At 45.9% G+C, this 26,156-nt stretch carries 17 protein-coding genes and 1 pseudogene; 9 read left to right on the forward strand and 9 right to left on the reverse strand.

Features of this window, described 5'->3' with window-relative positions; translation table 11 throughout:
• Positions 1-167: 167 nt before the first annotated feature.
• Together OCU60_RS19450 and OCU60_RS19455 are read left to right on the forward strand one after the other, a co-directional pair.
• Positions 168-4,910, forward strand: a complete 4,743-nt coding sequence (locus OCU60_RS19450) for an RHS repeat-associated core domain-containing protein (protein WP_159439435.1) — start codon at positions 168-170, stop codon at positions 4,908-4,910.
• Positions 4,903-5,340 (forward strand): hypothetical protein, encoded by a 438-nt coding sequence (locus OCU60_RS19455; RefSeq protein WP_083602558.1) that lies wholly within the window; start codon positions 4,903-4,905, stop codon positions 5,338-5,340. Before OCU60_RS19450 ends, OCU60_RS19455 begins: the two co-directional genes overlap by 8 nt.
• Before the next feature lie 97 nt (positions 5,341-5,437).
• On the opposite strand, the gene OCU60_RS19460 is transcribed toward OCU60_RS19455, so the two are convergent.
• The 6 genes from OCU60_RS19460 to OCU60_RS19485 form a co-directional block, all read right to left on the reverse strand.
• A complete protein-coding gene (locus tag OCU60_RS19460) occupies positions 5,438-6,646 on the reverse strand; it encodes an IS256 family transposase (RefSeq protein WP_261854759.1) in 1,209 nt (402 codons plus the stop codon).
• 231 nt (positions 6,647-6,877) lie between these two features.
• Complete coding sequence (locus OCU60_RS19465) at positions 6,878-8,698, reverse strand: DUF3732 domain-containing protein (RefSeq protein WP_074373012.1); 1,821 nt, start codon at positions 8,696-8,698, stop codon at positions 6,878-6,880.
• Positions 8,695-9,138 (reverse strand): three component ABC system middle component, encoded by a 444-nt coding sequence (locus tag OCU60_RS19470; RefSeq protein WP_074373013.1) that lies wholly within the window; start codon positions 9,136-9,138, stop codon positions 8,695-8,697. Before OCU60_RS19470 ends, OCU60_RS19465 begins: the two co-directional genes overlap by 4 nt.
• A complete protein-coding gene (locus OCU60_RS19475; RefSeq protein ID WP_074373014.1) occupies positions 9,135-10,337 on the reverse strand; it encodes a hypothetical protein in 1,203 nt (400 codons plus the stop codon). Before OCU60_RS19475 ends, OCU60_RS19470 begins: the two co-directional genes overlap by 4 nt.
• 381 nt (positions 10,338-10,718) lie before the next feature.
• Positions 10,719-11,597, reverse strand: a complete 879-nt coding sequence (locus OCU60_RS19480; protein ID WP_074373015.1) for a HEPN domain-containing protein — start codon at positions 11,595-11,597, stop codon at positions 10,719-10,721.
• A gap of 355 nt (positions 11,598-11,952) precedes the next feature.
• Positions 11,953-14,310, reverse strand: a complete 2,358-nt coding sequence (locus tag OCU60_RS19485; protein ID WP_074373016.1) for a glycoside hydrolase family 3 N-terminal domain-containing protein — start codon at positions 14,308-14,310, stop codon at positions 11,953-11,955.
• 528 nt (positions 14,311-14,838) lie between these two features.
• On the opposite strand from OCU60_RS19485, the gene OCU60_RS19490 reads away from it, so the two are divergent.
• Both OCU60_RS19490 and OCU60_RS19495 read left to right on the forward strand, forming a co-directional pair.
• Positions 14,839-16,011: a carbohydrate-binding protein gene (locus OCU60_RS19490; RefSeq protein ID WP_083602641.1), complete on the forward strand. Its 1,173-nt coding sequence runs from the start codon at positions 14,839-14,841 to the stop codon at positions 16,009-16,011.
• Between the two features lie 107 nt (positions 16,012-16,118).
• Entirely contained in the window at positions 16,119-18,320 is a 2,202-nt protein-coding gene (locus tag OCU60_RS19495) for an RICIN domain-containing protein (RefSeq protein WP_074373017.1), read from the forward strand.
• Positions 18,321-18,369: 49 nt separating this feature from the next.
• On the opposite strand, the pseudogene OCU60_RS23090 reads toward OCU60_RS19495, so the two are convergent.
• The 3 genes and pseudogenes from OCU60_RS23090 to OCU60_RS19510 all read right to left on the reverse strand — a co-directional run.
• Positions 18,370-18,504 (reverse strand): annotated as a pseudogene (locus OCU60_RS23090) (IS5/IS1182 family transposase); the annotation flags it as partial.
• Between the two features lie 126 nt (positions 18,505-18,630).
• Positions 18,631-19,545 carry an allantoinase PuuE gene (gene puuE, locus OCU60_RS19505; RefSeq protein ID WP_074373018.1) on the reverse strand — a complete coding sequence of 305 codons (915 nt, stop codon included), beginning with the start codon at positions 19,543-19,545 and terminating at the stop codon, positions 18,631-18,633.
• Between the two features lie 24 nt (positions 19,546-19,569).
• The gene (locus OCU60_RS19510) at positions 19,570-20,244 is read right to left on the reverse strand and encodes a GntR family transcriptional regulator (protein WP_074373019.1); all 675 of its coding nucleotides are present in this window, start codon (positions 20,242-20,244) and stop codon (positions 19,570-19,572) included.
• Between the two features lie 407 nt (positions 20,245-20,651).
• On the opposite strand from OCU60_RS19510, the gene OCU60_RS19515 reads away from it, so the two are divergent.
• From OCU60_RS19515 to OCU60_RS19535, 5 genes are all read left to right on the forward strand, one after another.
• On the forward strand, positions 20,652-22,100 hold the full coding sequence (locus tag OCU60_RS19515) for an NCS1 family nucleobase:cation symporter-1 (protein WP_228449048.1): 1,449 nt from the start codon (positions 20,652-20,654) through the stop codon (positions 22,098-22,100).
• 423 nt (positions 22,101-22,523) lie between these two features.
• Positions 22,524-23,630, forward strand: coding sequence for an AAA family ATPase (locus OCU60_RS19520; RefSeq protein WP_074373020.1), 1,107 nt, complete (start codon positions 22,524-22,526; stop codon positions 23,628-23,630).
• Positions 23,623-24,297, forward strand: a complete 675-nt coding sequence (locus tag OCU60_RS19525) for a DUF4276 family protein (RefSeq protein ID WP_074373021.1) — start codon at positions 23,623-23,625, stop codon at positions 24,295-24,297. Before OCU60_RS19520 ends, OCU60_RS19525 begins: the two co-directional genes overlap by 8 nt.
• A 379-nt stretch (positions 24,298-24,676) precedes the next feature.
• Positions 24,677-25,468, forward strand: coding sequence for a transporter substrate-binding domain-containing protein (locus OCU60_RS19530; protein WP_074373022.1), 792 nt, complete (start codon positions 24,677-24,679; stop codon positions 25,466-25,468).
• Between the two features lie 16 nt (positions 25,469-25,484).
• Positions 25,485-26,153, forward strand: coding sequence for an amino acid ABC transporter permease (locus tag OCU60_RS19535; RefSeq protein WP_074373023.1), 669 nt, complete (start codon positions 25,485-25,487; stop codon positions 26,151-26,153).
• Positions 26,154-26,156 lie beyond the last annotated feature (3 nt).

Below are 26,156 nucleotides of genomic sequence, written 5' to 3' on the forward strand. Positions count from 1 at the left end.
CATATCAACACAGCCGGGATTAACCTCCCGGCTTTTTTTATGGTGATGCCCGGCTGTGATTTGATATTGGAATCATGATCGACTTTCTTATTGTTGAATATGCATTCATGCGCACTTTGCGACACAATGAACGAATTCCCACACTTCTTTCATACTTTTATCAGCCTATGAGCAACAACAAAAAAGCCGACCTACTCTCGAGTGCAGAAGCGGCAACCCAGAATTTTTCAACCGACAACGTCCTTGATGGTGGGTGTGTCGAGTGTGGCTGTGAAGTATTTATCCGCTATCATTATGATGATAATAAGCCCATACCAGAAGCAGATTTTGTACTGACTGACAGCAATAAAACTGAGATTTCAGGTAAAACCGACAAGCAGGGCATGTGCAAAGTCCAGAACATGGGCTGTGGCGGGTTTGAGCTTCTGCTCGGTGAAGGCAGTGATGAGTTTGAACCCAAAGAAGCGGCAGAAAATAACCCGGTGATTCAATCCAACCCTGAATATGCCGCCAAAGCCGGAGAATATTTTGCCCTGTATACCCTGCTGAGTAAAAAGGGGTATCTGACTTATGATGAAGATGATAGCTCTGACAGCTTTGTGGACGTTGACCGGAAATTGTTTACCTGGATCGATAGTGACTACAAAGAGGCTTATGATCGCTTCTGGGCGCTGGATAAAGAGATCAACCATGGCTCGCTCGAACTGAGAAAAGCGGTCAACAAAATTCACCACAGTCTGGCCGGAGAAATGGCCGGCATGGCGCAGGACAATACGGCCATCTTGCTGTTTTGTGAAATTGCACTCGGCTTTGTCCCGGTGGTGGGGCAGGCGATGGACTTGTATGACTTAGGTTGCTGGGGCTGGGACACTTGTACCAAAGATGAATTGGGCTTCTGGCACTGGGCGACGGGTGCCTTGGTGGTGATTGGTTTTGTGCCGGGGCTGGGGGATGCAACCAAGAAAACCGGCAAAACCATTATCAATGCACTGGAAAAAGCAGACTCGCGCACCATCCAAAAGGCGATGAAGATGCTGCGCAGCCTGTCGAACGGCAATCTGGTCAAGTACCTGAAGAAGTTCGGTGGCTTACTGTCTGAGTACGCCAACAAAGCCAAAAAATTACTCAATGACATTATTGACGGGCTGACCAAAGCGATTAAGAACAGCAAAAGTTGGGCGGTCAAACTGCTGAGCAACTCATTTGAGATGCTGGTCAAGGCAATGAAGTCATTGGAAAAGAAAATCGACGAAATGGTCGGTAAAATCAGTGCCAAAGTTGATGAATTTATCGGCAAAGTCGTGACCCGCAAAACCGGCACACCCCATCCGAAAAAGACCGTGGTCGATGCAGATAATCTCAATGCCGGAAAAGAGCGGGTACCGTCAAACAAACATCCTGCACCGGATGATTCGAGCCCGAAGCAGACTGGCGGTTGCGGTAAAGCGGGGGAAGGTCCGTCGAATCAGTGCACCCGAAAAGGTGAGCCAATCGACCTCAATACAGGGAAAGTGTACGAGGCGCGGCAGGATTTTGTACTGGCAGGCATGTTATCGCTGGAGCACCAGCGTTATTACCACTCCACTGGGTTGAGAGAGACCGGCCTGATGGGCAGTTTGTGGCGCAGTAGTTGGGATATGTCGCTGACCATCGAGGGGATGTTCGCCACCTTTACCGATACCGACTATACCCAGTGTATATTCGCGCTTCCTGAGCCGAATGAAGCAACGACCTCTTTACTCAAACCTCAGTGGCGGTTGACTCGGGGAGAGCAGGCGGAATTACTTCTCCGGCATAAAGATGGTCTGACTTATCATTTTGGTCATGCGATTGGCACAACCTTGCGTCTGTCCCAAATGTCTGATGCTTACGGCAATACCATTCGGTTTGCTTATGAGCGTCGCACGCTCAAATGGATCATTCTCAGTGATGAACGGCTGATTGAGGTCAAAACCGAGCGTAACCGTATTACACAACTGACCTTGTGCGATGCTGACCGAGTGCCATTGCGTGAGCTGGCCCGCTATGACTACGACAAATCCGGCAGACTGCTTTCAGTGCGGGGAGAAGCAGGACGTAATTTCGATTACCAGTACAGTAAAGAAGGTTATTTAACTCGCTGGCAGGATTTGGCGCATACCTGGGTTGAACACGATTATGATGCGCAGGGACGGGCAATTGCCAGCCGCTGTGCTGACGGGTTATGGACCGACCAAATTCGCTACGATGATGATAACCATATTCACTACTACAAGAGCGCTTTTGGTGGCATTGAAGCACACCATTTGGATGAGCATAATCGACCATCTGTCATCATTGATGCGGCAGGGCATCGGGTAGAGAAACAGTGGCAGGACGATTTACTGATTGGCGAAACCAATGCATTGGGGGAGACAACAGCCTACAGCTATGATGCATGGGGCAATGTCACCGCAGTGACTTTGCCGGATTGTACAGTACACAGCTATGGTTACAACGAGCAGGGCTGGCTGACAAGTTACACTGACCCGCTCGGTGCCAGTTGGTTGTATGAACATAACCCTCAGGGCGATGTGATTCAGATTGCTGACCCGGAAGGTCGGGTCTGGCAAATGACTTATACCGAGCACGGCTTGCGTGATTCCGTGACCGAGCCGGACGGCAGCGTGACCCGCTATACCTACAATGAACGCGGTCTGCTGATGAGGCTGGATCCGGCAACTGGCTATGGTATGACCTACCATTATGACCGCTTTGACCGACTGGTGAAACGGGTCAGTGATAAACGGGATAGTCAGGGGTATCTCACCCGTCAGTGGCATTACCATGAATCAAACTCTTTTCCCGATAAAGTTATCTACGAAGACGGCACAGAAGCGCATTTTAGCTACGATATTGAAGGTAATCTGATTTCGGTTACCGATGCACTCGGTCAAACCCAGCGCTTTGAATATGGCGCCTTCGATAAGCTTAAAGCTGTCACCGACCCGCTGGGTGCAACCACGCAGTATCACTACAATGTCGAAGCCGAATTTGCCGGTGTGACCAACAGTCACGGCCAGCAGTGGTTGTACGGATTTGACCAACTGGGGCAGGTTGCCAGTGAGCGTCACTACGACGGCCGTTCTGAAACCTACGCCTATGACCCGGCCGGGCGATTGGTGCAGCGCAGCAAACCGGACGGTCATACCTTCCGCTATCAGTACGATGTGTGCGGACGCCTGCGCCAGAGTGAAAGCTTCGATAATCAGGACAATGCGACCGGGAAAAGCTGGTATGAATATGATGCGGCTTCACGGCTGAGCTATGCAGAAAACGGTGATGCGTGGATTGCACTCACCTATAGCCCGGCAGGGCAATTATTGAATGAAAATATCAACGGCACTGAACTGACCCACCAGTACGATGCAGCCGGGCGGCGCATCCAGTTTAGCGGCACACAGACTGAGCGTAGTTATCAATGGCAGCAGCAACGACTATCTGAGTTGCAAGTCGGTCACCACAATCCGCTGAAGTTTGCTTATCTGCCGGGCGGTGAGGAGCAGTCTCGCCAGACGGATACCGGATTTAATCTGCAACATCAGTGGAGTGCGACCGGATTATTGCTCGGGCAGCAACTGGGCAATCAATCGCTGCGCCGGTATCGCTATGATGCCTTGGATCGATTAACGGGGATTGAGGATAGCCATCGCGGCAGTGCCGAATTCACTCTTAACCCGAACAGTCAGATTACCGCAGTACGCCAGCGTAAATCGTGGGAGACCAAAGCCGGGTTCGTCCACCTGTTCGGATATGACAGCGAGCTGAATCTCAATGAAGAAGGTTTCGGCAGTGAATACGGTGGCAATGTGGTGTCGCTGGCCGACGAGCGGATAAAACGCCAGCAGCGCGACTATGATAAAGCCGGGCGTGTGACTGAAGTTGGCCGCTTTCAATATCGTTACGACGAATGTGGCCGGGTCATCGAGAAAAGCGAATCGAAAGACGGCTTCCGCCCGCAAAGCACGACATTGATCTGGAATGACGAAGACCGCCTGACTCATATTGAGCTGCCGGACGGGCGACGTTACCGCTACCGTTATGACCCGTTCGGGCGACGCATCGCCAAAGAGTGCCTGCAAACCCAACAGCAGACCCATTACCTGTGGGACGGCAGCACGCTGGTACAGCAGAGCCAAATCACCGCCGACGGCACGGCGCTGACTAGCACCGAATATCTGTACGAGCCGGGAACTTTCCGCCCGATGGCGCAGGTGACCACCCGCCACAACAGCAACCGCCAAGACCTGCACTATATCGTTACTGACCATGCCGGGACGCCGCAAGAGTTAGTCCGAGAAGACGGTGAAATCGAATGGCGCGGTGAACAGGCACTGTGGGGCAAATACCAGCAGCAACAGTTTAACCTCAAAATTCAACGCGGTTATCTGGAAGATGTTGCCAACGAAGCCCTGACCTGTGACCTGCGTTATCAGGGACAGATCGAAGATCGGGAATCCGGGCTTTACTACAACCTCAATCGTTACTACGATGCAGACAGTGGCCAGTATCTCAGCTCAGACCCGATAGGATTTGCAGGAGGGTTGCGGCCGCAGGGATATGTGCATAACCCGATGGAATGGGTGGATCCGCTGGGGTTTAATGCATGGCAAATAGACGGTGATAGAACTAGTAAAATATTACAAGGCGGTCCTTTCAAAGAGAAATACTATCAGGATGGTAAAACTAAATTGTGGTGGTCAAAGGATGTTACTGGTCATGGTGGCTCAGCTTATAAGGTGTATGAGCAAAAAGGTGACTCTTTAGAGTGGATCGCTGATGCTGATGCTGATGGGCAATTTTTAGATAACAAACATAAAGGTAATACAGGGAAAAGTATTCCTATGAAAAAGATGAAAAGTATTTCAATTAATAAGAAAAAATGTGGGTAACAAACTTATGATACATAGCGCGAAAGAGTTTATTAGGTTAAGAGGTAGTAGTGAACCAGATGATTACATGAGGGCTGGTACTGAAGAAGCGCCTCTTGATGTTTGGATGGAAGTTATTGAAAAAAATAAAGATATGCGTGTGTGGGTCGCTAGGAATAGGGCTATTCCTACTGAAATAATAAGGAAGTTAGCCTATGATAATGATGATCTGGTAAGACATGCTATAGCGTCAAAATATCCTTTAGAGGAGGAGCTTTATATTCTTTTCTCAAAAGATCCAGATGAGGGAGTTAGAAATAGAATAGCGTGTAATAAAAGAACACCGAGTTATATATTAAAGGAAATGGCTGATAGTGATTCATCAGATTATATAAAAGAAAATGCTCTTGAAAAATATAATGAGCGCTTGAGAAAAGAACACTCCAAATAGATGGAGACTGTTCTGTGTCATGTCCATTTTATAATAGGCAAAGGGGCGAATTAGCCCCCGAAGTGAGACTGTTCATTATTCTGTGTCACGCCCATTTTTATAAATCCAGATATGGAGTGAGTCGGCCTTCAAAGTGGATGCTGAGCTGAGACAGTGTCAGGTTCCAGTTCTGCACCGGATGTGTCCACTTTTCACTGGCTTTCAACATACCTGCATACAACAGCTTGAGCAAGCTGGTTTCATTAGCAAAACCGCCCTTGGTTTTGGTCAGTTTGCGGAACTGACGATGTACCGCCTCAACCGCATTGGTGGTGTAAATGGCTCTGCGAACCTGCTCGGGATATTTGAAATACACCGATAAGTTCTCCCATTTATTGCGCCATGACTGAATCACCAGCGGGTATTGTGGTCCCCATTTGGCTTCCAGCTCATCCAGCTCATGTTCGGCAGCTTTAAGGGTTGCCGCTTTATAAACACATTTTAAATCCGCCATAAACGCTTTCTGATTTTTGCTGGCGACATACTTCATCGAGTTACGGATTTGATGGATAACACAGAGTTGGACTTCAGTCTGCGGGTAAATGGTTTCAATCGCCTGAGGGAACCCTTTGAGGCCATCGACACAAGCAATACAAATATCTTTGACACCGCGATTTTGTAAGTCGGTCAGGACACTGAGCCAGTAATGCGCGCCTTCGGCATCAGAAAGATAAATCCCCAGCAGCTCTTTTTTTCCTTCGATATTGAGTGCAAGGATGGTGTAAATGGCTTTGGAAACAAAGCGACCGTTTTCCTTGATTTTGTAGTGAACGGCATCGAGCCAGACGACCGGATAGACGGGGTCTAAATCCCGCTCCTGCCATGCTCTGAGTTCAGGGATAAGACGGTCGGTGATGGCGTTAATCGTGCCATTGGAAACGCTGATACCATACATATCCAGCAGATATTCCCGGATATGTTGATAGCTGTTGCCAAGGGCAAAGAGGGAGAGGACATTACATTCCATCTCATCGGTCAGTCGGGTCTGGTGCTTCTTGACAGTTTGCGGGTCAAAAGAGCCATTTCGGTCACGGGGCGTTTCAAGTTCAAATTCCCCGGATGAGGTTTTAACGGTTTTGCGGGATTTTCCATTTTTGCGATTGTCGGGCTCAGCTTCAAGGTGCTGTTCGATTTCAGCCCCGAGCGCGGCTTCAGAGATTTGCTTAATCAGCGGGGTGAGCAAACCGTCTTTGCCGTTGAGGCCCTGACCGGATTGCAATGCTTTGGCAAAAGCTTGAATATCAATTTCGAATTTATCGTCAGACATAAGGTGTCATTTCCTTTTTGGTTCAGTTTAAAGAAATGACACAGAAATTTGAACACTACCGATGAAACACACAGCCCGGACCGATTTTTTATTGGGCGCTATTATCATTGACACGGCGAATTTCTATTTCCGCGGCATGTGTATGGCTATTAATCACCGAATTTAGTTAACTCATCACGAAAAAATGGCAAGCAGATAGAATTGCCTACCATCTATAATTAAATCAGATATCTAGTTAATCAACCCATAGTCATCAACCAGTTCACGATCAACAAGTTTAAAGTTCGAAAGCTTTAAGTTTAGCCAATGTGCTTCATGGATGTGTTCCATCAAAATGACCTGAATACCTCCCTTATCTTTCATTTTTTCTACGTACATATTAATCTCCCTCAATGCTAGATCTAGACTTGCGATATCATCCTCGTTTTCTAACGTATAGGGAGTGCTTACCTGATCAAAAACTAAGAAATGTGCAAGCCAAGGGACTGAGTTCTCTCTTGCTACTTTATGCAGCGCCATGAAGTAAGACAAATGTAAGTACAAGTAATTAGATGCACTACCGATATCAATCATCTTCTCGATAGCTTCTCCTTCATTGAGAACTAGATTAATAGCACGCTCTTTTTCTAAAAATACAGCTTGGCTATTTTCATACCCTTTGAGTTTCAGTCGACTTAAATGCAGGTTGATATATCTGTTGAGTTTACCCATAACAAATTCACGCTTAGACTCGATATTTTGAACATGACCACTTAAATCTTCAATTTTTTTGTCAATTTCGGAAAGCTTTTCTTTGTAATCAATCGGAATCGAACGTTCCGAGAAAAGCTCTACTTTCACAGATAACTTTCCTTGATACCTATATATATCTTTAGGAGAAGATAGCGACTTGTTAGTAGACTTAAGCTTACTAATCTTTGCCTTTAGATCGTCCAACTCTTTCTGCAAAGCTTTAGCTTTGGAATTTACATCAACATATAACGGTGATTTCTTTCTTGTCTTCCAACTATCTTTTACTGCTGATAATTGTTCTTCTAACGCAAGCAAGAGAGTGCTTGTGTTAGTGCCCGGAAGTGTCTCTCGATACCTATCGAGAATGTATTTAATTGGAAGGATGGAGTCATCACTTTCCTTTAGAAGAGATTGGTACTTGCTAAAATCTTCATTGAACCGTTTAAACTGTTGTAATTTCCGATTTAACTCTAGCTGTTTAGACTCAAGGTCTTTGAGTTGGATATCCGCTTTGCTAAATTCTTCAATATTTGATTCGGCTATCGACTTTAAACTGCTTAGAGTATCTTTAATATATTCACTAGGTTTGTCGAGAAGCCCAAGTGAAATTGCTTCCTGTTCTAGTTGCTCTACATCTTCTTGAAAATGAAGCTGCTTATTCTGCATCACTTCAGAGCGTTGCTCTAAGCTTAATCGGTTCCTTTTGAGCTTCTCAAGGCGTTCAGTTATTATTGCACCTTCGCTATCAACAACACCTAACGCCATACGAAATGTTCGCTCAATACGTTCTATCGTTTTTAGATCTTCAGGTTTGTTATATAAATAACCTGGTGCAACAAGAGCATTTTGATCTTGATAGCAATAGCTCAAAAAACTACGAAATGATACTTTAGAACCTGCCTTTATGGTTCTGCCCCCATAAGGGACTTTCAATTCACCATCCAAGCCGAAAGACTTATCTAGCACTTTTTTTAGCGTATCAACTTTCATATTATTATATGGGATTTCTGGAATTAGGCCTTGATCTGAAAAATATCCTTCCGTAGTTTCACCTATATGGTAGGCAGGCCTCGCAATAGTTATATCACCATTACGTGTCTGTAATCTAAGCCCATACCAAGAGGACTTTTCGTCAATATTATGCTTGGATATACCGTCCGCCTTTGAAGATAGCAAGCAGTAGTCAATAATGTGAAGAATTGATGATTTACCTTTACCTGACTCACCTGTAATAACATTCACTGAGTTAGGATAAAGTTCAAGATTACGGAGTTTACCACTTTTTTGCCAGATTAATATATTTTTTATTTGAATGGTCATATTTTCAATCTCAATAAAGAGTATAATTCTTCAGGTTCTATAGTTAGAATTTTTGACAAGTTTTTTGATGCTAAAATAATTTCATTAACTTTTTTTCCTAAATATTCATCTAAGCTATCTGTATGGTTTGTGTATGTCAGGGTGCCATCTTCAATAGAAAAAAAACCAAGCTCTTTTCCCATTAGGATTGCATTTGTTGTTATTATTAAATAGTCAGTGAACTTTTCATTAAATCCAATGAAATAATCACTTTTCGAAGTTATCAATTCTTGTGCAGATAGAATGGATGTGCTTTTTCGCTTTAGATAATTTCTGATTTTTTTATCAAAAACCAAAGGAATTATTAAGTATGCATTAGCTACATTTAATGAACCAAGATAAGACAGCACTGATTGTATTGCTAACAACCCAGTAGCTTCATTATTTAACACACTATTCATTTAGTTCCACCGTAGATTTTTTCCCAATCTTTTCGCCAACCAATCCAACGAAAATCAGATAACTCCATACCTTTTCCTATCACCATCGGCTTCGCTAAGACGGAGTTAGACACAACCAAATTTGTACCTTCCAAACTATACAAACAATTTCTAGCAAGAACCTTGTGATTTTGCTCATTACTAATATCTTGTCCGTTATAATTCTGTTTATGCAGAGTTCGCCAAGATGAATATAATTCTTCATTTACCGCTTCATCTTCTGTCGTACTAAAATCTCCTTCAGAAATAATTTTCTGAATGAACATAGAAGTAGCGGCATATTCCATTGCATATTCAATAATATCATCACTATCTATGTTTATATCTTCTAGCTGTTTGGCAAATACTCCATTTCTAGGATTTATATTATTTATATTTTTAAACCTATGATAGCTCGAAAAATCAATTTTTCTGTCTTGAGATAGTTTAATAATTCGGTCGAACTGAAATTCTTTTCTAAATATATCAAAGTCAATTTTTATTTTATTTCCATCTTTAATTAATTCATATTTCTTTTTCCTATAGACACCAATGAGTTGATAAACAACATCTAATGACTTATTTTTGTCAATTGAGAAGTGCTCAACTTTATTTCTCAGTCTTTCAAAAATATCATTAATAGAGAATACAAAGGTAATCTTGCTAAATAGTGTGCCTTTTTGTTCTAGTGTCAAACTGTAAATATGATCAACGTATTTTTTTACAGGGTTGTCTGCTGCACTTTTATTTTTAGTAGATTCTTTTTTATCTATATCATTCTTGATTAAGGTGATCGTATTTTCGATTTTAAATAAATCAATGTCAGTTTTATCTAACTGATCAACAAAACCTTCTCTCATAGTTTTCTTTTTATTTGTGAAAAAGATAAGTTGAATATCATCACCTGAAATTTGTTCAAGAGCCTTGCTCCAGTTGTAAAGGGTTTTCCATAGGTCTAAGTCTCTATTTGTTACAGATTCAGCATCATCAACAGAATGCTTAACTTGGATTAAGGCTTTTCCACCGTGAATTTTCTCGTGATGCACATCATCTAAAACTTCAAGGCCAACAATTTCTCCTTTTTTCATATCAATGAGATATTCGAGACATACAAGATCTTGGTAGTCGAAACCCAGCTGACTTTTATCAGCGGCTACCTGTTCAAAAAAATCATCTGACATCAAAGCCTCAACAGCGTCTATTTATAGGGGTGAGTATATCTATCACACTCTCTGTGCAAAAATATAATCGCTTTAAACATACTATTAAAGATGCATATTACCTATAAAAAAATCTATAAAAGCTGAGTTCTATCAACAAAGTGTTGTCGTTGCCCCGACTAAAACGGACAGTTTAAATCACCACTTTAAGCGCTCGGTACTCTCTCGGTGACATCATTTTCAATCCGCTGTGTGAATGATAGATTCTGCGAGCTTAACAAGTACCGTTGTTGCATCCGGGCAGTCGTTCATCCGTTTACCGAAGATATTCAGTGACAGCCCCACGTTGTCCCAAATAGCTAGTCCCAATTACCCAGACCCAAGCACCCTAAGTTCAAGCCACTAGGGTGCGATCCGCCCCCGACAAACCTGCTCTACCATCTCCCGCAATTTATCCACTTCACTTTGTAAATATGTCAGCTCTTCTGCGGTGATCTCAAAATGCTCAGAATAACGAGCATCAATGTAGGCGCGTTTGAGGCGCTGGAAGCTACGGCGGTGGAATTTGTTGTCCATCGGGAATAGATCGGCAAAGGCCGGATCTTGCTGGGCACACATCGAGCGCAGGCTTTCAATATTATGGGTTTTCGGCAGATAGTTGGTACACACCAATAGGGTGCAGGCGAACAGGCGTTCGGCTGCTTGGTGTAATTGAAATGCTGAATTACTAAGCCAGTTTTTAACTAAAAGATCTTGGGAAATACTGAAAAACTGGATCGCATTTTCAAACCAAATTGAATAATGCTTACTGGCAATTGCCACTCGCTCTGACTCACTTAAATTCCCCGGCATGGGCAGTTCCCGTTTATCGGCGCTGAACAGTTCAATGCCCTGTTCTCGAATATCTTTAAAGAAGTAGTGACCTTGCTGGAGCTGCTGATGGATTTCATTGAGCGTGTGGACGATCAAGCCGAGTGGGGCAGAGGTGACGCGACGCGCGATCTGCTCTTCGGCGCTGTGCCACACCGCGTACTCTTCGACCAATGCCGAGCGGTTGACGATCACCAGAATATCGTAGTCGCTGATATAACCGTTGGGTCGGTCGCTAACCCATGTGCCTTTGGCATAGCTGCCGAACAGGATAATTTTAAGGATCCGAAACTCAGCCTTACTGCCATTTTTGTTGCGTAAGAAATCATCCAGCGTATCGCGTAATACGGTGGTGATGGTGTGAAGTTCTTGTTGCTTCCGCTCCGGGAGGTGGTCGAGTGCTGTTTTCATCGCGGTTATCCTACTATGAGCCGTGGGTAAAACAAACCGTTACCGCGTCGGGCGGGGTTGTTTTTGCTGATGAGTTTTTGCTGAACATTGCCAGTTTTATCATGATGATACCTTGCTGTGATTCAATGCTGGTATCGTGAGCGATTTTGTTGGCAGTGGCGAGGCACGCAGAACCACTTTGCGACACAATTCAGGAAAACTCATACTTTTCTAATGCTTGTGAGGGATATATTGCGCGGGCACTGTACAGTAACAACATCGGCTTTAACCTGCGCCAATCATCACGAAGGGGGATCAGCATGTCATGCTGATCCCCCTTCTTCTTGCTGTCAAATGTCCGAAGCCAGAATATGGCTTATTCTACCGTGACATCACAGACCATGTGCCATGCTTGCGGCAGCACTTTTTTACCGCCGCTGACGTGGATGGTATGACGCGATTCAATCGCTTGTGAAGAACGACCAATCATCAGCTCAAACTCGCCGCCTTCGACAACGCGCTGGTTGGACGTGTCGGTAAAATTCAGCATATCCACCGGTAAATGGAAGGTGACGGTTTTCTGTTCTCCGGCTTTCAGGAAAACCTTTTTAAAGCCTTTCAGCTCTTTGACCGGACGCACCACCGAACAGACTTTATCCCGCACATATAATTGCACAACCTCTGCGCCGTCACGTTCACCGCTGTTGGTAATCATCACCGAAAGTGCGACTGACTCATCAAAATCATATTCGGTTTTGGCAAGTGTCGCGTGAGTGTAGTCGAAGTGGGTGTAACTGAGCCCAAAGCCGAAGTTGAACTGGGAACCGAAGTGGAATGCGATCGGTGTGCCGGAGCTTTTCAGCTTATGGTTGTAGAAGTAGGGGACAGCACCGATATTTTTCGGGATCGACACCGTCAGGCGACCACTTGGGTTGATCACGCCCGTCAGCATATCTGCGATGGCGTCGGCACCGCCTTGTCCCGGCTCCCAACCATAGACAATCGCAGCGGCTTCGTCTTCAGCGCGTCCCAAATGGTATGGCCGGCCACCGGTTACGAGAACCACGACGGGTTTACCGCGATCCAATGCTGCATCGAGCAGTTGTTGCTGGACGCCCGGCAGGTTGAGCGAGTCCGCATCCGAGCCTTCGCCGATAGTTCCGGTTTGGAACAACCCAGCCAGATCGCCGACGCAGACAACCGCGACATCAGCGTCATCAATGATCGAGACTGACGATGCAATTGCAGATGTATCCAGACTGACGGGTGAGACTTTGTCTTGTGTCACCGCGATATCCACATCACCGGGGAATACCGGTGCGCCGCTTTCACGCTTGGTGAGAATGTCACACCCTTTTTGATAACCCACGAGATTAACCCGTTCCGCTAAGGCTGCTTTGATCGATTTAGCCACTCGTTCGCTGGCATTGACACCGGCCCAAATGAGATGGACGGGGAAGCTATAACCAGAAAGCAGCGCCAAAGGATCATCGGCAGTCGGGCCAATCAGGGCGACTTTGCTCTGGTTAGACAGCGGGAGATGACCGTCATTTTTCAGCAATACAATTGATTCCGCCGCTGCTTGGTAAGCCAGTTTTTCACTCACTTCATTATGCAGTGCTTCGGTCGGAACCGGGGTATAAGGGTTTTCAAACAAACCGAGTTCAAATTTGACGGATAAAATACGGGCAACGATTTCGTTAATTTTTTCTTCTGTAATCAAACCGCGTTCGATGGCTTGGGTGAGGTAAATTGCACAGGTGTCGTCCGGTAATTCAACATCAAGCCCGGCGTTAAAGGATTGTGCTGCCGCATCGACGCGGTCTGTCGCGGTGGCGTGATGTTCGCTCAGCAGTTCAACACCGCCGTAGTCAGCCACGACTAAGCCGTCAAAGCCCCATTGGTGGCGCAGAATTTCAGTTAACAAGTGGGCTGAGCTATGACAAGGTTCCCCATCAATATCGTGATAAGCCGGCATGACAGAACCGGCTTTGCCGAGTTTGACCGCCATTTCAAATGGCAACAGAAAGGTATCATTGAGCGTTTTAAAACCGAGATTGACTGGCGCATGATTCCGCGCGCCTTCACTGGCAGAGTGACCGACATAGTGTTTCAGGGTGGCAATGAAATCCCGGTCTTTGCCTTGTAATCCTTTGACATAGCTGGTGGCCATGATGCCGACTAGGTAAGGGTCTTCGGCTAAAGTCTCTTCGGTACGCCCCCAGCGCACATCGCGAGATACATCCAACACGGGGGACAACCCTTGTTTGGCGCCGATTGCTCTTGCCTGACGGCTGATGTCTTGTGCGACCTGTTCGATCAACTCCGGGTGCCACGTATGACCATAATTGATCGACGCGGGATACAGGGTGGCATCTTTGGCCATCAGACCGACGAGACATTCCTCATGAGCAATCGCAGGGATACCCAATCGGGTTTGTTCGACAAGATATTTTTGGAGTTGATTGAGTGCTTTGACGCCAGTCACGGGATCAACAATATGCGTGCCGAGAGGACGCGTGATCTGTCCCAGACCATGCATGAGCTTTTCTTTGACGGAACGCGAAACCGTCTGATTCGAGAATTCCAGTTCACGTTCTTGGTGATCGCCCTGTTCGTCGAGTATCAGCCATTGTGCGCCTAACTGCGCGATTTTTTCTTCGATTGTCATCTGTGACAGTAGGTCATGAACACGTTCAGACGTTGTGTAGCTCGCATCTTGGTATATTGACATAGAGAAGTTCCTATCATTAAAAACGCCATTAAGACTCCGCCCATTCTGACTGAGTCTTGCAAAGCTGCATTTATTCAAATTCACGATGAGGTTACGTTATTTTGTAAATGTGATTCAAATACAGAAAACAGGACAGACACCGATATTGTTCGAGCACAATACTACTGGTATTGAAGCTCACTGAATGTCGATACGATCATGATATTTCTATAATAAATGGTCTCTGCCAGTGCGTGACCGATGTGCTTGAAAGTAGATCATGAGCGGGATGACACAAGGTGATTTATTCAGGGTGTGATGAGAAGCAGCGCTCGATTTCATCAGCGGTGGTTGACATGGCGATGTTCTGTTAATTGATAAAATACGTTTATTTTTGTGATCATTTTGCGGTGATATTCATTGAATAAATGTCAAAATTTGAGGGAATACGCAAATAAGTGAATATCCATATTGTTATGCTTCCTAGAGTTTTAATGATTGTGATGCTGATGGCTTGATTTGATGACGATAGGTTGATTAAGGATAAAGATGAAAATGAAATTAAATACTGCATTGAGCTTAATTGGGTGTGCTTTGTTTTCACACTCAGCAATGAGTGCTGACTGGCAGCTTGTCTGGCAGGATGAATTTACCAATCGCATTAGCCCTGATTGGGTATTTGAGACTGGTAATAACAACGGCTGGGGAAATCAGGAGTTGCAATATTACCAACGGCAAAATGCCACGGTTGAACAAGGGAATTTGGTGATTACCGCCAAACGTGAAGATGTTAATGGCTTCCGATATACATCATCGCGGATGAAAACTCAGGGATTGGCGTCATTCCGCTACGGTCGTGTCGAAGCGCGTATCCGTTTACCGAATGGCAGCGGTCTGTGGCCTGCATTCTGGATGTTGGGCAGTAATATTGATCGTGTTGACTGGCCTCGCTGCGGTGAACTGGACATTATGGAACACATCAATGCAGAGAACCAAATCTACGGTACGGCTCATTGGGAAGAGAATGGTCATGCGAGCTACTCCAGCCCGAGCTATAACCTCGACGTCAGCCAATATCATAATTACGCAATTGAGTGGAATGAAAACGAAATTCGCTGGTATGTCGATGGCAATATGTACCATGTGATGAGCATTGCCAATAATGCCGGTGGCACCGAAGAATTACATAACGATTTCTTCTTACTTCTGAATATGGCCGTCGGGGGACAGTGGCCCGGATTCAATATTGATGAGAGCAAGCTCCCTGCGAAGATGTATGTCGATTATGTCCGGGTTTACCGCGATGCTGATCGGCCTTCCGATGAGCCGTCAAACGATTTTCCAAAACAGATTGAAGCGGAAGATTACACCAATATGAACGGGGTCGGCACCGGCCCGAGTCACGATGTCGGTGGTGGTGACAGCGTCGGTTGGATCGACACCGGTGACTGGATGTCTTACGACAATATCAACATTCCGACCTCAGGCGACTATCGTATTGACTACCGGGTTTCTAGCTTAAACGGGGGCGGACGCTTGTCACTGGATCATTCGTCAGGCTCAACCGTATTAGGTTATTTAGACATTGGTGCGACCGGTGGCTGGGACAAATGGACAACCTTATCTCATACCGTGCATATCAATGCCGGTACTTATAACTTTGGCATCTATGCACAACAGGGAGGCTTTAACCTGAACTGGTGGCGGATCACCAAGTTATAACGAGGACTTATCAGGAATGAAATCCCCTGACAAGACAGGTTTCACTGGTTGAGTTATACACGCGATCTGGATAATTAGGGAATAACCATATTATTGGGAGAATTAAAGTGTTTAATGATCTGAATTTTCGATGTCTGTCGAGGCAGTTGTTACTCTGCTTATCGATAGCTGTTCTCACTGCCGTCAGTCATCTCAGTTTCGCTGCTCCGACATCGTTTACCAATCCGATTTATAATAATGGGGCTGATCCGTGGCTGCTGTTTTATGACGGCAACTACTATTCTGTGACAACAACGTGGAGCTCTCAGCTTTCAATGCGTAAGTCACCGACATTAGCTGGGCTGAAAGATGCCACACCAGTCAATGTATGGTCCGAAACCGACCCAAATAGCTGCTGTAATTTCTGGGCTCTTGAGTTTCACCATTTAAATGGACCGAACGGATGGCGTTGGTACATGCTGTATACATCGGGTCAGGACGGTAGTTATGATTATCAGCATAATTCCGTCTTGGAAAGTGTCGGCGATGATCCAATGGGACCGTATCAGTATAAAGGTTCACCATTAGGTCGTACATATAACATTGATGGTAGTTATATTACCATCAATAACCAGCTCTACTTTATGTACTCGCAGTGGAGGGGGAGTTCCCAGCTGTTGTATATTGCTCGTATGAGTAACCCTTGGACAATCAGTGGTCAGCCGGTCGTGTTGAGTGAGCCGGTGTATAGCTGGGAACGTATTGGCAACAATGTCAATGAAGGCCCGGAACCTTTGATTCACAATGGACGCGTATATGTGGTTTACTCGGCAAGCTACTGTAATACTCCGGGATATTCTCTGGGACTATTAGAGTTGACGGGCAGTGATCCGATGGATAGGAACGCATGGACCAAGCGGAATCAACCGATATTTAAATCCGCCAATGGTGTCTACGGTCCGGGACATAACGGGTTCTTTAAATCTCCCGATGGTACGGAAGACTGGCTGGTTTATCACGGCAACGCCAGTGCCAATGATGGATGCAGTGTTTCACGCTCGATGCGTGCACAAGCGTTTACATGGCATCCGGACGGTTCACCTAATCTAGGACGTCCAGTTGCTGCCGGTCAACCCATCAATGTTCCGTCCGGTGAAAACGGTCCGCTGACTGCTAAACCACAAGCACCAGTGATGAGCCTCAATCATTATGCAGGTTCTGGGGCGAACTTAGCGCTGAAAAGTAGTACTCCTGTGATTGTGGATCAACTTCTCCCCGGTAATGTCCGTTTTGTAAATGATAGTGGACGGTTTTTAAGTGATGCGTCGTGCAATGGCTCACAAGGTTTCTTCCCTTGGGAAAATAAAAACTGTCAACGTTGGACATTTAGTGCTGCGTCCGATGGCTTGCTTAACATCAAAAACCGTGCTTCTGGCCAGTTATACCGCGCTTGCAACGGTAATGACTGTGATCGGTGGGGATTATCTCCGGTTAATGAAGTGGCGATTGTCAGTGGTCAAAGTGGTCGGGTGTTAACCGCGACGAATACCTCTACCGAGCAACGTGCCTGGGCTGGTGCCGCCAGTCAGAAATGGCGTCTGCAACCTCAGCAAGACGGTTCAGTCACGATGAGTCCGGCCAGTCGCTCTGATTGTCTGAATGTCAATGGTAGCAATATTGTCTTTGGGGCGTGTACCGGTAATAGCAGTCGTTGGTATCTGCATCCGAGAAACGAAGGTGGATATCGTCTGGTTGCCAAAGGCAACAATATGGTGATGGATGTCAGCAATTGTGCACTTGGTGATGGTACATCTATTGGTGTGTACAATGATTTAAACAATAGCTGTCAACGCTTCTACTTGCGTGATGTCGGGGATAGTTCAGGTGTGGTGAATAGCATTATCAGCGGTACTTACCGGATTACGCCGGTACACAGTAATAAAGCGTTGGATGTGATGAACTGTGGAACCGAAAATGGCACTAATGTGCGTCAATGGCGTTGGTTGAATAATGACTGTCAGCGGTTTGAGATCACTAATGTCGATGGTATCTGGCACCGTATTTCACCATTGAACGCATCGAATCTGGCTCTGGATGTGTACAACAGTGATACCAACAGTAACGCCAATATTCTCATTTATTCTTATTATAATCGTGCAAACCAGCAGTTCCGTTTTCAGGCGGCTGGTTCTGGCAAATGGCGAATTGTCAACCGCAACAGCGGCCTGTGCCTGAGTGTCGTCGGAGCATCCACCAGTGACGGTGCGAATCTGGTTCAGGAGGCTTGTATTCCGGGAGCTCAGAATCAACAATTTGGTTTAAACCGCTAGGGGCTGTTGATCTTCGCTGTACACAGCCATACATCGGCAGCGATATCATAGTAAACGCCAGTGAGGTCATACTGGCGTAATTTCTTGCCAACTTATCATATCTCGTTGATATTGAAAGAACGTGCTTAATTCTTGCGCAAGCATTCTCTACCAAATGTCGATACTTATACAGGCACCTATCAACGCTTTCTTTGTCGATATATTGACCATGGTTTCGCTTTGGTATGACGGTTTCACCACCTTTTGAGTTTACGTATGTTCTCAATGCTTCGCTGTCATAACCTTTATCTGCGATGTGAAGACCATTGTATTAAAGGGCCGGCGGATGGGTCTCAATCCAATGTCGGGCAATGGCTTCTCGTTTTGCGATCCAGACGTGCTCGTGGGACTGAACATAATCGAGGAACTTCTTCAGCGCCATAAATCGGCTCGGTTTCCCCAGAATCCGACAATGCATCCCAATCGACATCATTTTGGGGCTTTCTTTGCCTTCTGCATATAAGCAATCAAAATGATCTTTCAGATACTGGAAGAATTCATCTCCGTGACTGAAACCATAAGGGGACGCAAAGCGCATATCATTGGTATCAAGGGTGTAAGGGATCACCAGATGTGGGTCAGCCTGACCTGCAACCGGTGTCCAGAATGGCAGATCGTCTCCGTAATAATCAGAGTCATAGAGCAAGCCGTCCTGTTCTGCTACGAGCTGACGCGTGTTCGGTGAGTCGCGCCCGGTGTACCAGCCAACCGGACGTTTGCCTGTCAGGTTTTCAATAATATCCAGCGCTTCCTGCATGTGCTGACGTTCCTGCTCGATCGGCATACTCTGATAATGAATCCATTTCAGGCCATGGCAGACAATCTCATGATCCGCCTCGACAATCGCTTGAGTCACTGCCGGGTTACGTTGGAGTGCGGTTGCAATGCCGAAAATCGTCAATGGCAGGTCGCGTTGATGAAATTCATTCAGGATCCGCCAGACGCCGACCCGGGAGCCATATTCATAAAGAGATTCCATACTCATGTGGCGTTCGGGATAAGGCTCGGCCCCAAATATATCAGAGAGAAATGTCTCGGCATGGTCATCCCCGTGCAGCACGCAGTTTTCCCCGCCTTCTTCGTAGTTCAACACAAATTGCAGCGCGATACGCGCTTGTCCCGGCCACTGGGCATTTGGCACGGCGCGGCCATAGCCGATATAATCGCGGGGATTGTTCTCTTCCATGTGTTATTCCTTCCTTGATGACAATTATTTTTCTGTTCCGGCAAAAATCTGCTGAAAATCAATCACAGTTTTCTGGTTTTGTTCGAGTCTCAACGAGGCTCGGATATGATGGAGATGGTGGGTCATCCACTGTTGCGCGGCGTGCGTCTCTTGCTGGTTGAGCAGCGTAATCAGTTCGGCATGATCGCCACAGTCACAGCTAACGCTTTGCTGTGAGCCGAATGCAGCGATGACCAGCGACGAGCGATAGCAGAGTTGTTCGATAAAATCGGCCAGTACCGAATTACCGGCTTGTTTGGCAAGCTCGTAATGGAAGCGGGCGGTGAGCTGAATTGAATCGGAGAGATGCCCATAGCGTTCGGCTTCTTTTTCCTCATTGATCATCTGGGTAAACCGCTCGGATTGCTGCGCAGTCCAATGTTTCTGTAGCTCAGGAATCAGCAAGGGTTCGAGCAGGATTCGGCTACTCAGTACCTCTTCCGCTTCCTGCGGTGTCGGGCGATTCACATGCGCGCCTTTATTCGGTTCGATCACCACAAACCGTTCTAATGCCAAACGTTGCAACACTTTGCGAATCCCGGTTCGGCTGACGCCGAATGCTTCAGAGAGCCGATCCTCCGGCAGGCGCACGCCCGGTGCGAGTTGATGCTCAACAATCGCTTTGAGCATTTTCTGATAAATTTTTTCATCATTCGACATCGGTGTTTTCTCGTTAGGTGCTTTTTCGTTAGGTGCTTTCTCGTTAAGAGCTTTCTTGTTAAGTGCTTTCTCGTTATATGACAGATTCGTTTTATAACAGATTCTTTGAACGACATACTTTGTATACAGTTTATGTCGGTAAGCGATATACAGGCAATATATATACCACGGAAACAGACAATTGTTCAGGATGTTTTGCTTATCGGGTCTCTGTCCGCGACTTGCGCGGTGGTTGAGTTCCGAATCGGATACTGATGCACCATCAGGCTGCAAAATTGCATGGAATCAGTGCAATCCACCGCGCGAGTTGCGCCACCAAGCGCCCTACAATACGGCTTTACCATGTTATTTCAGGTTGGCACACAAATTGTATTTATTATTGTATACAATCTTGACATGGAGAGTCGATGATGAAAACGACACAACTACCAACCAGCCCTCGGCTGTGTAATGAAGATCTGGCCCCTGAAACGGAACAAAAGTGGGGTTGGTATAGTATTTTTGCGTTCTGGATGTCTGATGTTCACAGCGTCGGTGGCTACGTTTTTGCCGCGAGCCTATTTGCGCTCGGGCTCAATGGTATTCAGGTGTTTATCAGTTTACTGGCCGGTATATCCATCGTGATGGTCTTTGCGAACCTGATGGGTAAACCGGGTCAGCAATCCGGAGCACCGTTTCCGGTGATTGCCCGGATGTCATTCGGGGTCTTCGGGGCGAATATTCCTGCGGTGATTCGCGGGTTAATTGCTGTGGTCTGGTACGGGATTCAAACCTTCTTAGCTTCAAGCTCCTTTATTATTTTACTGTTGTACTTCTTCCCTCAGTTAAGCAGTTTGGCGGACAAAAGCTTTGTCGGATTATCCTATCTCGGCTGGATTGGCTTCAGTGCGATGTGGTTGATGCAAGTGATTGTTTTTATGTTCGGCATGACGATGATCCGCAAAGTGATCGACTGGTCAGGGCCGGCGATTTATGTGGCGATGTTTGCACTGTGTCTGTACATGATTAACCGTGCCGGATGGGACAACATCAGCTTTAACCTGAGCAGTCATAACCTCGGCGGATGGGATGCGATCACCCAGATGATTATTGCCATTGCACTGGTTGCTGGTTATTTCGCAGGACCGACCCTCAACTTCAGTGACTTTTCGCGTTATTGCAGTAGTTATCAAAAGCTGAAGTTTGGTAACTGGCTCGGTCTGCCACTGAACTTTATTCTGTTCTCGCTGTTCAGTGTGGTGATTGTGTCTGCATCCATTCCGGTCTTTGGTGAAATGATTACCGACCCGGTTGAAACAGTCAAACGACTCGATTCCGGGCTGATTACCGTGTTGGGGGCTCTGACATTCATTTTTGCAACCGTGGGGATCAATATCGTCGCCAACTTCGTGGCACCGGCATTTGATTTCTCGAACGTGTCACCGCAGAAAATCAGTTTCAAACTCGGTGGCTTTATCGCTGCGTTCGGTTCGGTTCTGCTGACACCGTGGAACCTGTTTAACAACCCGGAAGTGATTCACTACACGGTCGATATTCTGGCTGCGATGATCGGCCCGCTGTACGGCATTATTCTGGTCGACTACTTCCTGATTAAGAAAGGTCAGATTGATGTCCCATCGTTATATACCGAATCCCCGCAAGGGCAATACTGGTATGAAAATGGTGTGAACAAAAAAAGCATCTATGCCCTTGTAATTGCTGGCTTCGTGGCTGTCTGTGCTACATTTTGGGTCACTGAACTTGCCAACTATGCGCTGTTTATCGGGGGTGGGGTTGCCGCATCGACTTATCGCTTCCTGATGGAATCGGAGCGGGTGCGTGTCGGCGGCTTAAAGCTGGCGAAACAAAAGTCTTAATAGAGAGAGCATCATTGCTTTAGGGTGTAAAACTTCCGGTTCGTCTTTGGTTGAGCAAAGGCGAACCGATTTCTATCATCAATAGGATCAATCAATTCACAACATCGCAGCCCAATCAAATTTTCAATCAATTGTGAATCTACACGCAAAAAAATGACACCGAAGTGTTAGTAAAGGATGAGATTTAACCATACCAGTCGTGTGTTATTATCCCGCTTCTCGGCGATAGATGAATCTCCGTATACTTTATACTTGCTGACAGAGTCCAGTAATTTTCCTGAGGGGGAGCATGTAGGGAGTGTAACAATCATTGATGAGAGTAAGGATGTACTGTTAGAATCATCGTTTATCCTATAATTTATAGCAAACCATCCCAAGAACCATTGTGAATGAATTCAAGGCGTTACTTGTGGGAGATATACGATGAGCAGCTCTTTAGATAAAATAACAATTAAAGGTTTCAAGTCTATTCAGGCTCTGGAAGATTTTGAGCTTAATGCGCTCAATATCATTGTCGGAGCGAATGGGGCAGGTAAAAGTAATTTTGTTGCCTTTTTTAAGTTATTAAGCGCTCTCATTGATGGCAAATTGAATCGTTTTGTACGGGATAGCGGAGGAGCCAGTGATTTATTTTTTTGTGGTCCCAAGGTCACCAAAAAAATTGAGTTTGCGACTCATTTTGGCTCTCGGGGATTCCGCTTTAATTTAGTTGCAACACCCAGTAATGATGCAGCAATTGAAGATGAAGCCAGATATTACAAATATAGCAAAACTGGCTGGTGGAACTTAGGTGATAGTTCCGGAGGCACTTCTAAAATGGTTTCAGAGGTGGAACAGAATACACCTGATGCGAAATTCTCAAAACCTGTCTACGATGCCATTGCTTCCTGGAAGATTTATCACTTTCACGATACAAGCTCGACTGCACCGATGCGCGGTGAAGAAATCATTCAAGACAATAAAATATTACGCTGGGATGCATCCAATATTGGTGCATTTTTGTTGAAACTGAAAAGTGATTATCCAAGTGCATATAAAGATATTGTTAACGCAATTAAATTAGTCACCCCTTTTTTTGATGAATTTCTCATTGAGCCGTTTAAGCGTGGTGAAAAAGAAGTGGTGAACTTAACTTGGTTACAAAAGGGTTCCGATTACCCGATGCAGCCATATCATCTTTCAGATGGTTCTATTCGTTTTATCTGTCTGGCAACCGCTTTATTGCAACCAAATCCGCCTGCTACCATGATTATTGATGAGCCTGAACTTGGGCTACATCCTGCGGCAATCTCTATACTCGCTGAATTAATCAAAGCTGCGTCTGAGCGAACTCAAGTGGTTGTGGCAACGCAGTCTCCTGAACTGATTAATTACTTTTCAATTGAAGATATCATTGTTGCAAATCGACAAGGTGGCGCATCGACATTTAATCGTTTGCAAGCAGAAGATTATCAGGAATGGCTCGAAGACTACTCAGTCGGTGAACTGTGGAATAAAAATGTCATTGCTGGAGGTCCCGTCAATGAATAATTACATCGAGGTGGTCGCGATCGTTGAGGGAAGAACCGAGCAAGTGTTTGTCGAGCGTGTTCTGGCACCTTATCTTTCCTATAAAAACATCTCGATTAGAGCGACTCAGATCTCTAAATCCGGTCAAAAGGGTGGTGATGTTAAGTTTAGCCGTGCTGAAAGGGACATTGGCCGTTTTTTGAAGCAAAGACCTGATATCTATGTAACTCAGTTTTTTGATTATTACGGCTTAAAAGAATGGCCTGATTTAGATTCGATTACGACTCAAGACCATACTGAAATAGCTCAATTGTTAAATGAAGCTGCACGAGGACAAATTGTAAACCGCTATGGTAATTATCGAGCAGACAGTCGATTTATTCCTTACATGGCGATGCATGAATTTGAGGCTTTATTGTTTAGTGATGAAGCTATTTTGGCCGATGAACTTGGCGTGGGTGTTGAAAACATTACAGCCATATTGACCGAGTGCAAAGAACCGGAAAAAATTAACAATAGTCGAGAAACTGCACCGTCAAAAAGGCTGGCTCAGTTAAAAGGCGCTGGAAAATTCAAGAAAGCAATCGATGGTATCAGTATTGCGGATCGAATTGGTGTCGAGACAATGCGTCAGCGATGCCCACTATTTAATGAGTGGTTAAATCAACTGGAATCAAAGTTGGGATGAGTTCTGCTGAAGTGCCTGGTCTCGTCCACATGGATGAGCGACGTACGACCTTGGTGAATCTTTTTATATTTCGCCTCTAAATCCATTCCTATTCTGTAAATAAGAGCATCCCTGTTATCCCGATCCTCAACAACGTTATCGCGCTCTTTGCTTCCTGATGGGGTGTGCCGCCCTGACATAATTCCCCCCCTGCACCGTATTGGTTCACCGGCTGCCTAAGAATGGCTCAATGATGGGCTGTGCTTGAGCGCTATATTGATAATTCACAATTAATCATCAATTAAATCAATTAGATATATTGTTATATCTAACATGGCACAATCGTTGCAAATTTTGGTTTGATTGTTTCAATCGTTTCATGACAAGATAAGGGACTCAAATGAAATTACTTCGATTGTTTGTTATAGCAGTGGCTTCGGTCATGTTGATGGGATACACACTGACCGCGTCAGCCGATCAACTGGAAACTATTCAGAAACGTGGGGTATTAAAGGTGGCGGTGCCTCAGGATTTTCCACCGTTTGGTTCTGTCGGAACAGACATGCAGCCACAGGGATACGATATTGATATGGCGGCCTACATTGCCAAGCAGATGAAGGTCAAATTGAAATTGGTGCCGGTCACCAGTGCGAACCGGATCCCGTATCTGCAAACACAAAAAGTGGATTTAGTGATTTCAAGTATGGGGAAAAACCCACAACGTGAAAAAGCAATCGACTTCAGTGAAGCATATGCACCGTTTTATCTGGGCGTATTCGGAACTGCTGATGAGCAAGTGAGCGCTGCGGATGATTTGGCGAATAAAACCATCGGTGTGACTCGTGGCTCAGTGGAAGACCTTGAGTTAAGCAAACTGGCGCCGGCATCGGCAACGATTAAACGGTTTGAAGACAACAATGCCACTCTGTCGGCTTTCTTGTCCGGGCAGATCAGTCTGATAGCCACTGGGAATTTGGTGGTCACCGAAATTGCGACCCGCTACCCGAATAAAGCACCTCAGACGAAGTTTTTACTGAAAAATTCACCGTGTTATGTCGGGGTGATGAAAGGTGAGCAATCATTGGTCAGCGAAGTCAATCGCTTGATCGAACAAGCGAAAGCCAATGGTGTACTTGAGCAGTTGTCACAAAAATGGCTCAAAGCGCCCTTTCCGAAAAACTTAGGCGCTTAAGCTCTGGGGGAACAGCATGAGTTATCAGCTAGACTATGCCGGATTAGCGCCATACCTGCCACAGTTCGTGGCAGGTGTCTGGACGACGGTGCAATTGACGGTGATTTCAACTGTCGTAGGGCTGGTGGTTGGCACGTTGTGTGCCGCAGGCAGAACCGGACGCCAACCCGGGGTGCGCTTGCTGTGTGCCAGTTATATTGAAGTCACTCGCAACACCCCGTTTATTGTGCAGCTCTTTTTCATTTTCTTTGGTTTACCGGCACTCGGCCTCAAGCTTACTGCATGGGAGGCGGGTGTGATTGCCATGGTCTTCAACCTCGGCGCATACAGTGCCGAGATTATCCGGGCCGGTATTGGTGCTGTGCCTTATGGGCAATGGGAGGCGGGTAAAACGTTGGGGCTGACCCGACGTCAAATCTTCATCCACATTGTTTTGCCACCCGCATACCAACGGGTTTATCCGGCGTTGGTCAGTCAATGCATTATTGTGATGCTCGGTTCGGCGGTGGTGTCGCAAATATCGGTCGAAGACCTGACCTTTGCTGCAAACTTTGTGCAATCCCGTAGTTTTCTGAGTTTTGAATCCTACACATTAACCGCGGTGATTTATCTGGTACTGGCGATTTTGATGCGCCAAGGATTCGCTTATTTCCGCCACCTTGCGTTTAAAAACCCATCGTTATAGGAG

The organism is Vibrio spartinae (genome assembly GCF_024347135.1).
Taxonomy (GTDB): Bacteria; Pseudomonadota; Gammaproteobacteria; order Enterobacterales; family Vibrionaceae; genus Vibrio; species Vibrio spartinae.

Bases quoted from the DNA above. Each gene is read 5' to 3' on its own strand.
- OCU60_RS19450 (WP_159439435.1), top strand. From the start codon at position 168: ATGAGCAACAACAAAAAAGCCGACCTACTCTCGAGTGCAGAAGCGGCA.
- OCU60_RS19460 (WP_261854759.1), bottom strand. From the start codon at position 6,646: ATGTCTGACGATAAATTCGAAATTGATATTCAAGCTTTTGCCAAAGCA.
- OCU60_RS19465 (WP_074373012.1), bottom strand. From the start codon at position 8,698: ATGACCATTCAAATAAAAAATATATTAATCTGGCAAAAAAGTGGTAAA.
- OCU60_RS19470 (WP_074373013.1), bottom strand. From the start codon at position 9,138: ATGAATAGTGTGTTAAATAATGAAGCTACTGGGTTGTTAGCAATACAA.
- OCU60_RS19475 (WP_074373014.1), bottom strand. From the start codon at position 10,337: ATGTCAGATGATTTTTTTGAACAGGTAGCCGCTGATAAAAGTCAGCTG.
- OCU60_RS19480 (WP_074373015.1), bottom strand. From the start codon at position 11,597: ATGAAAACAGCACTCGACCACCTCCCGGAGCGGAAGCAACAAGAACTT.
- OCU60_RS19485 (WP_074373016.1), bottom strand. From the start codon at position 14,310: ATGTCAATATACCAAGATGCGAGCTACACAACGTCTGAACGTGTTCAT.
- OCU60_RS19490 (WP_083602641.1), top strand. From the start codon at position 14,839: ATGAAAATGAAATTAAATACTGCATTGAGCTTAATTGGGTGTGCTTTG.
- puuE (WP_074373018.1), bottom strand. From the start codon at position 19,545: ATGGAAGAGAACAATCCCCGCGATTATATCGGCTATGGCCGCGCCGTG.
- OCU60_RS19510 (WP_074373019.1), bottom strand. From the start codon at position 20,244: ATGTCGAATGATGAAAAAATTTATCAGAAAATGCTCAAAGCGATTGTT.
- OCU60_RS19515 (WP_228449048.1), top strand. From the start codon at position 20,652: ATGATGAAAACGACACAACTACCAACCAGCCCTCGGCTGTGTAATGAA.
- OCU60_RS19520 (WP_074373020.1), top strand. From the start codon at position 22,524: ATGAGCAGCTCTTTAGATAAAATAACAATTAAAGGTTTCAAGTCTATT.
- OCU60_RS19525 (WP_074373021.1), top strand. From the start codon at position 23,623: ATGAATAATTACATCGAGGTGGTCGCGATCGTTGAGGGAAGAACCGAG.
- OCU60_RS19530 (WP_074373022.1), top strand. From the start codon at position 24,677: ATGAAATTACTTCGATTGTTTGTTATAGCAGTGGCTTCGGTCATGTTG.
- OCU60_RS19535 (WP_074373023.1), top strand. From the start codon at position 25,485: ATGAGTTATCAGCTAGACTATGCCGGATTAGCGCCATACCTGCCACAG.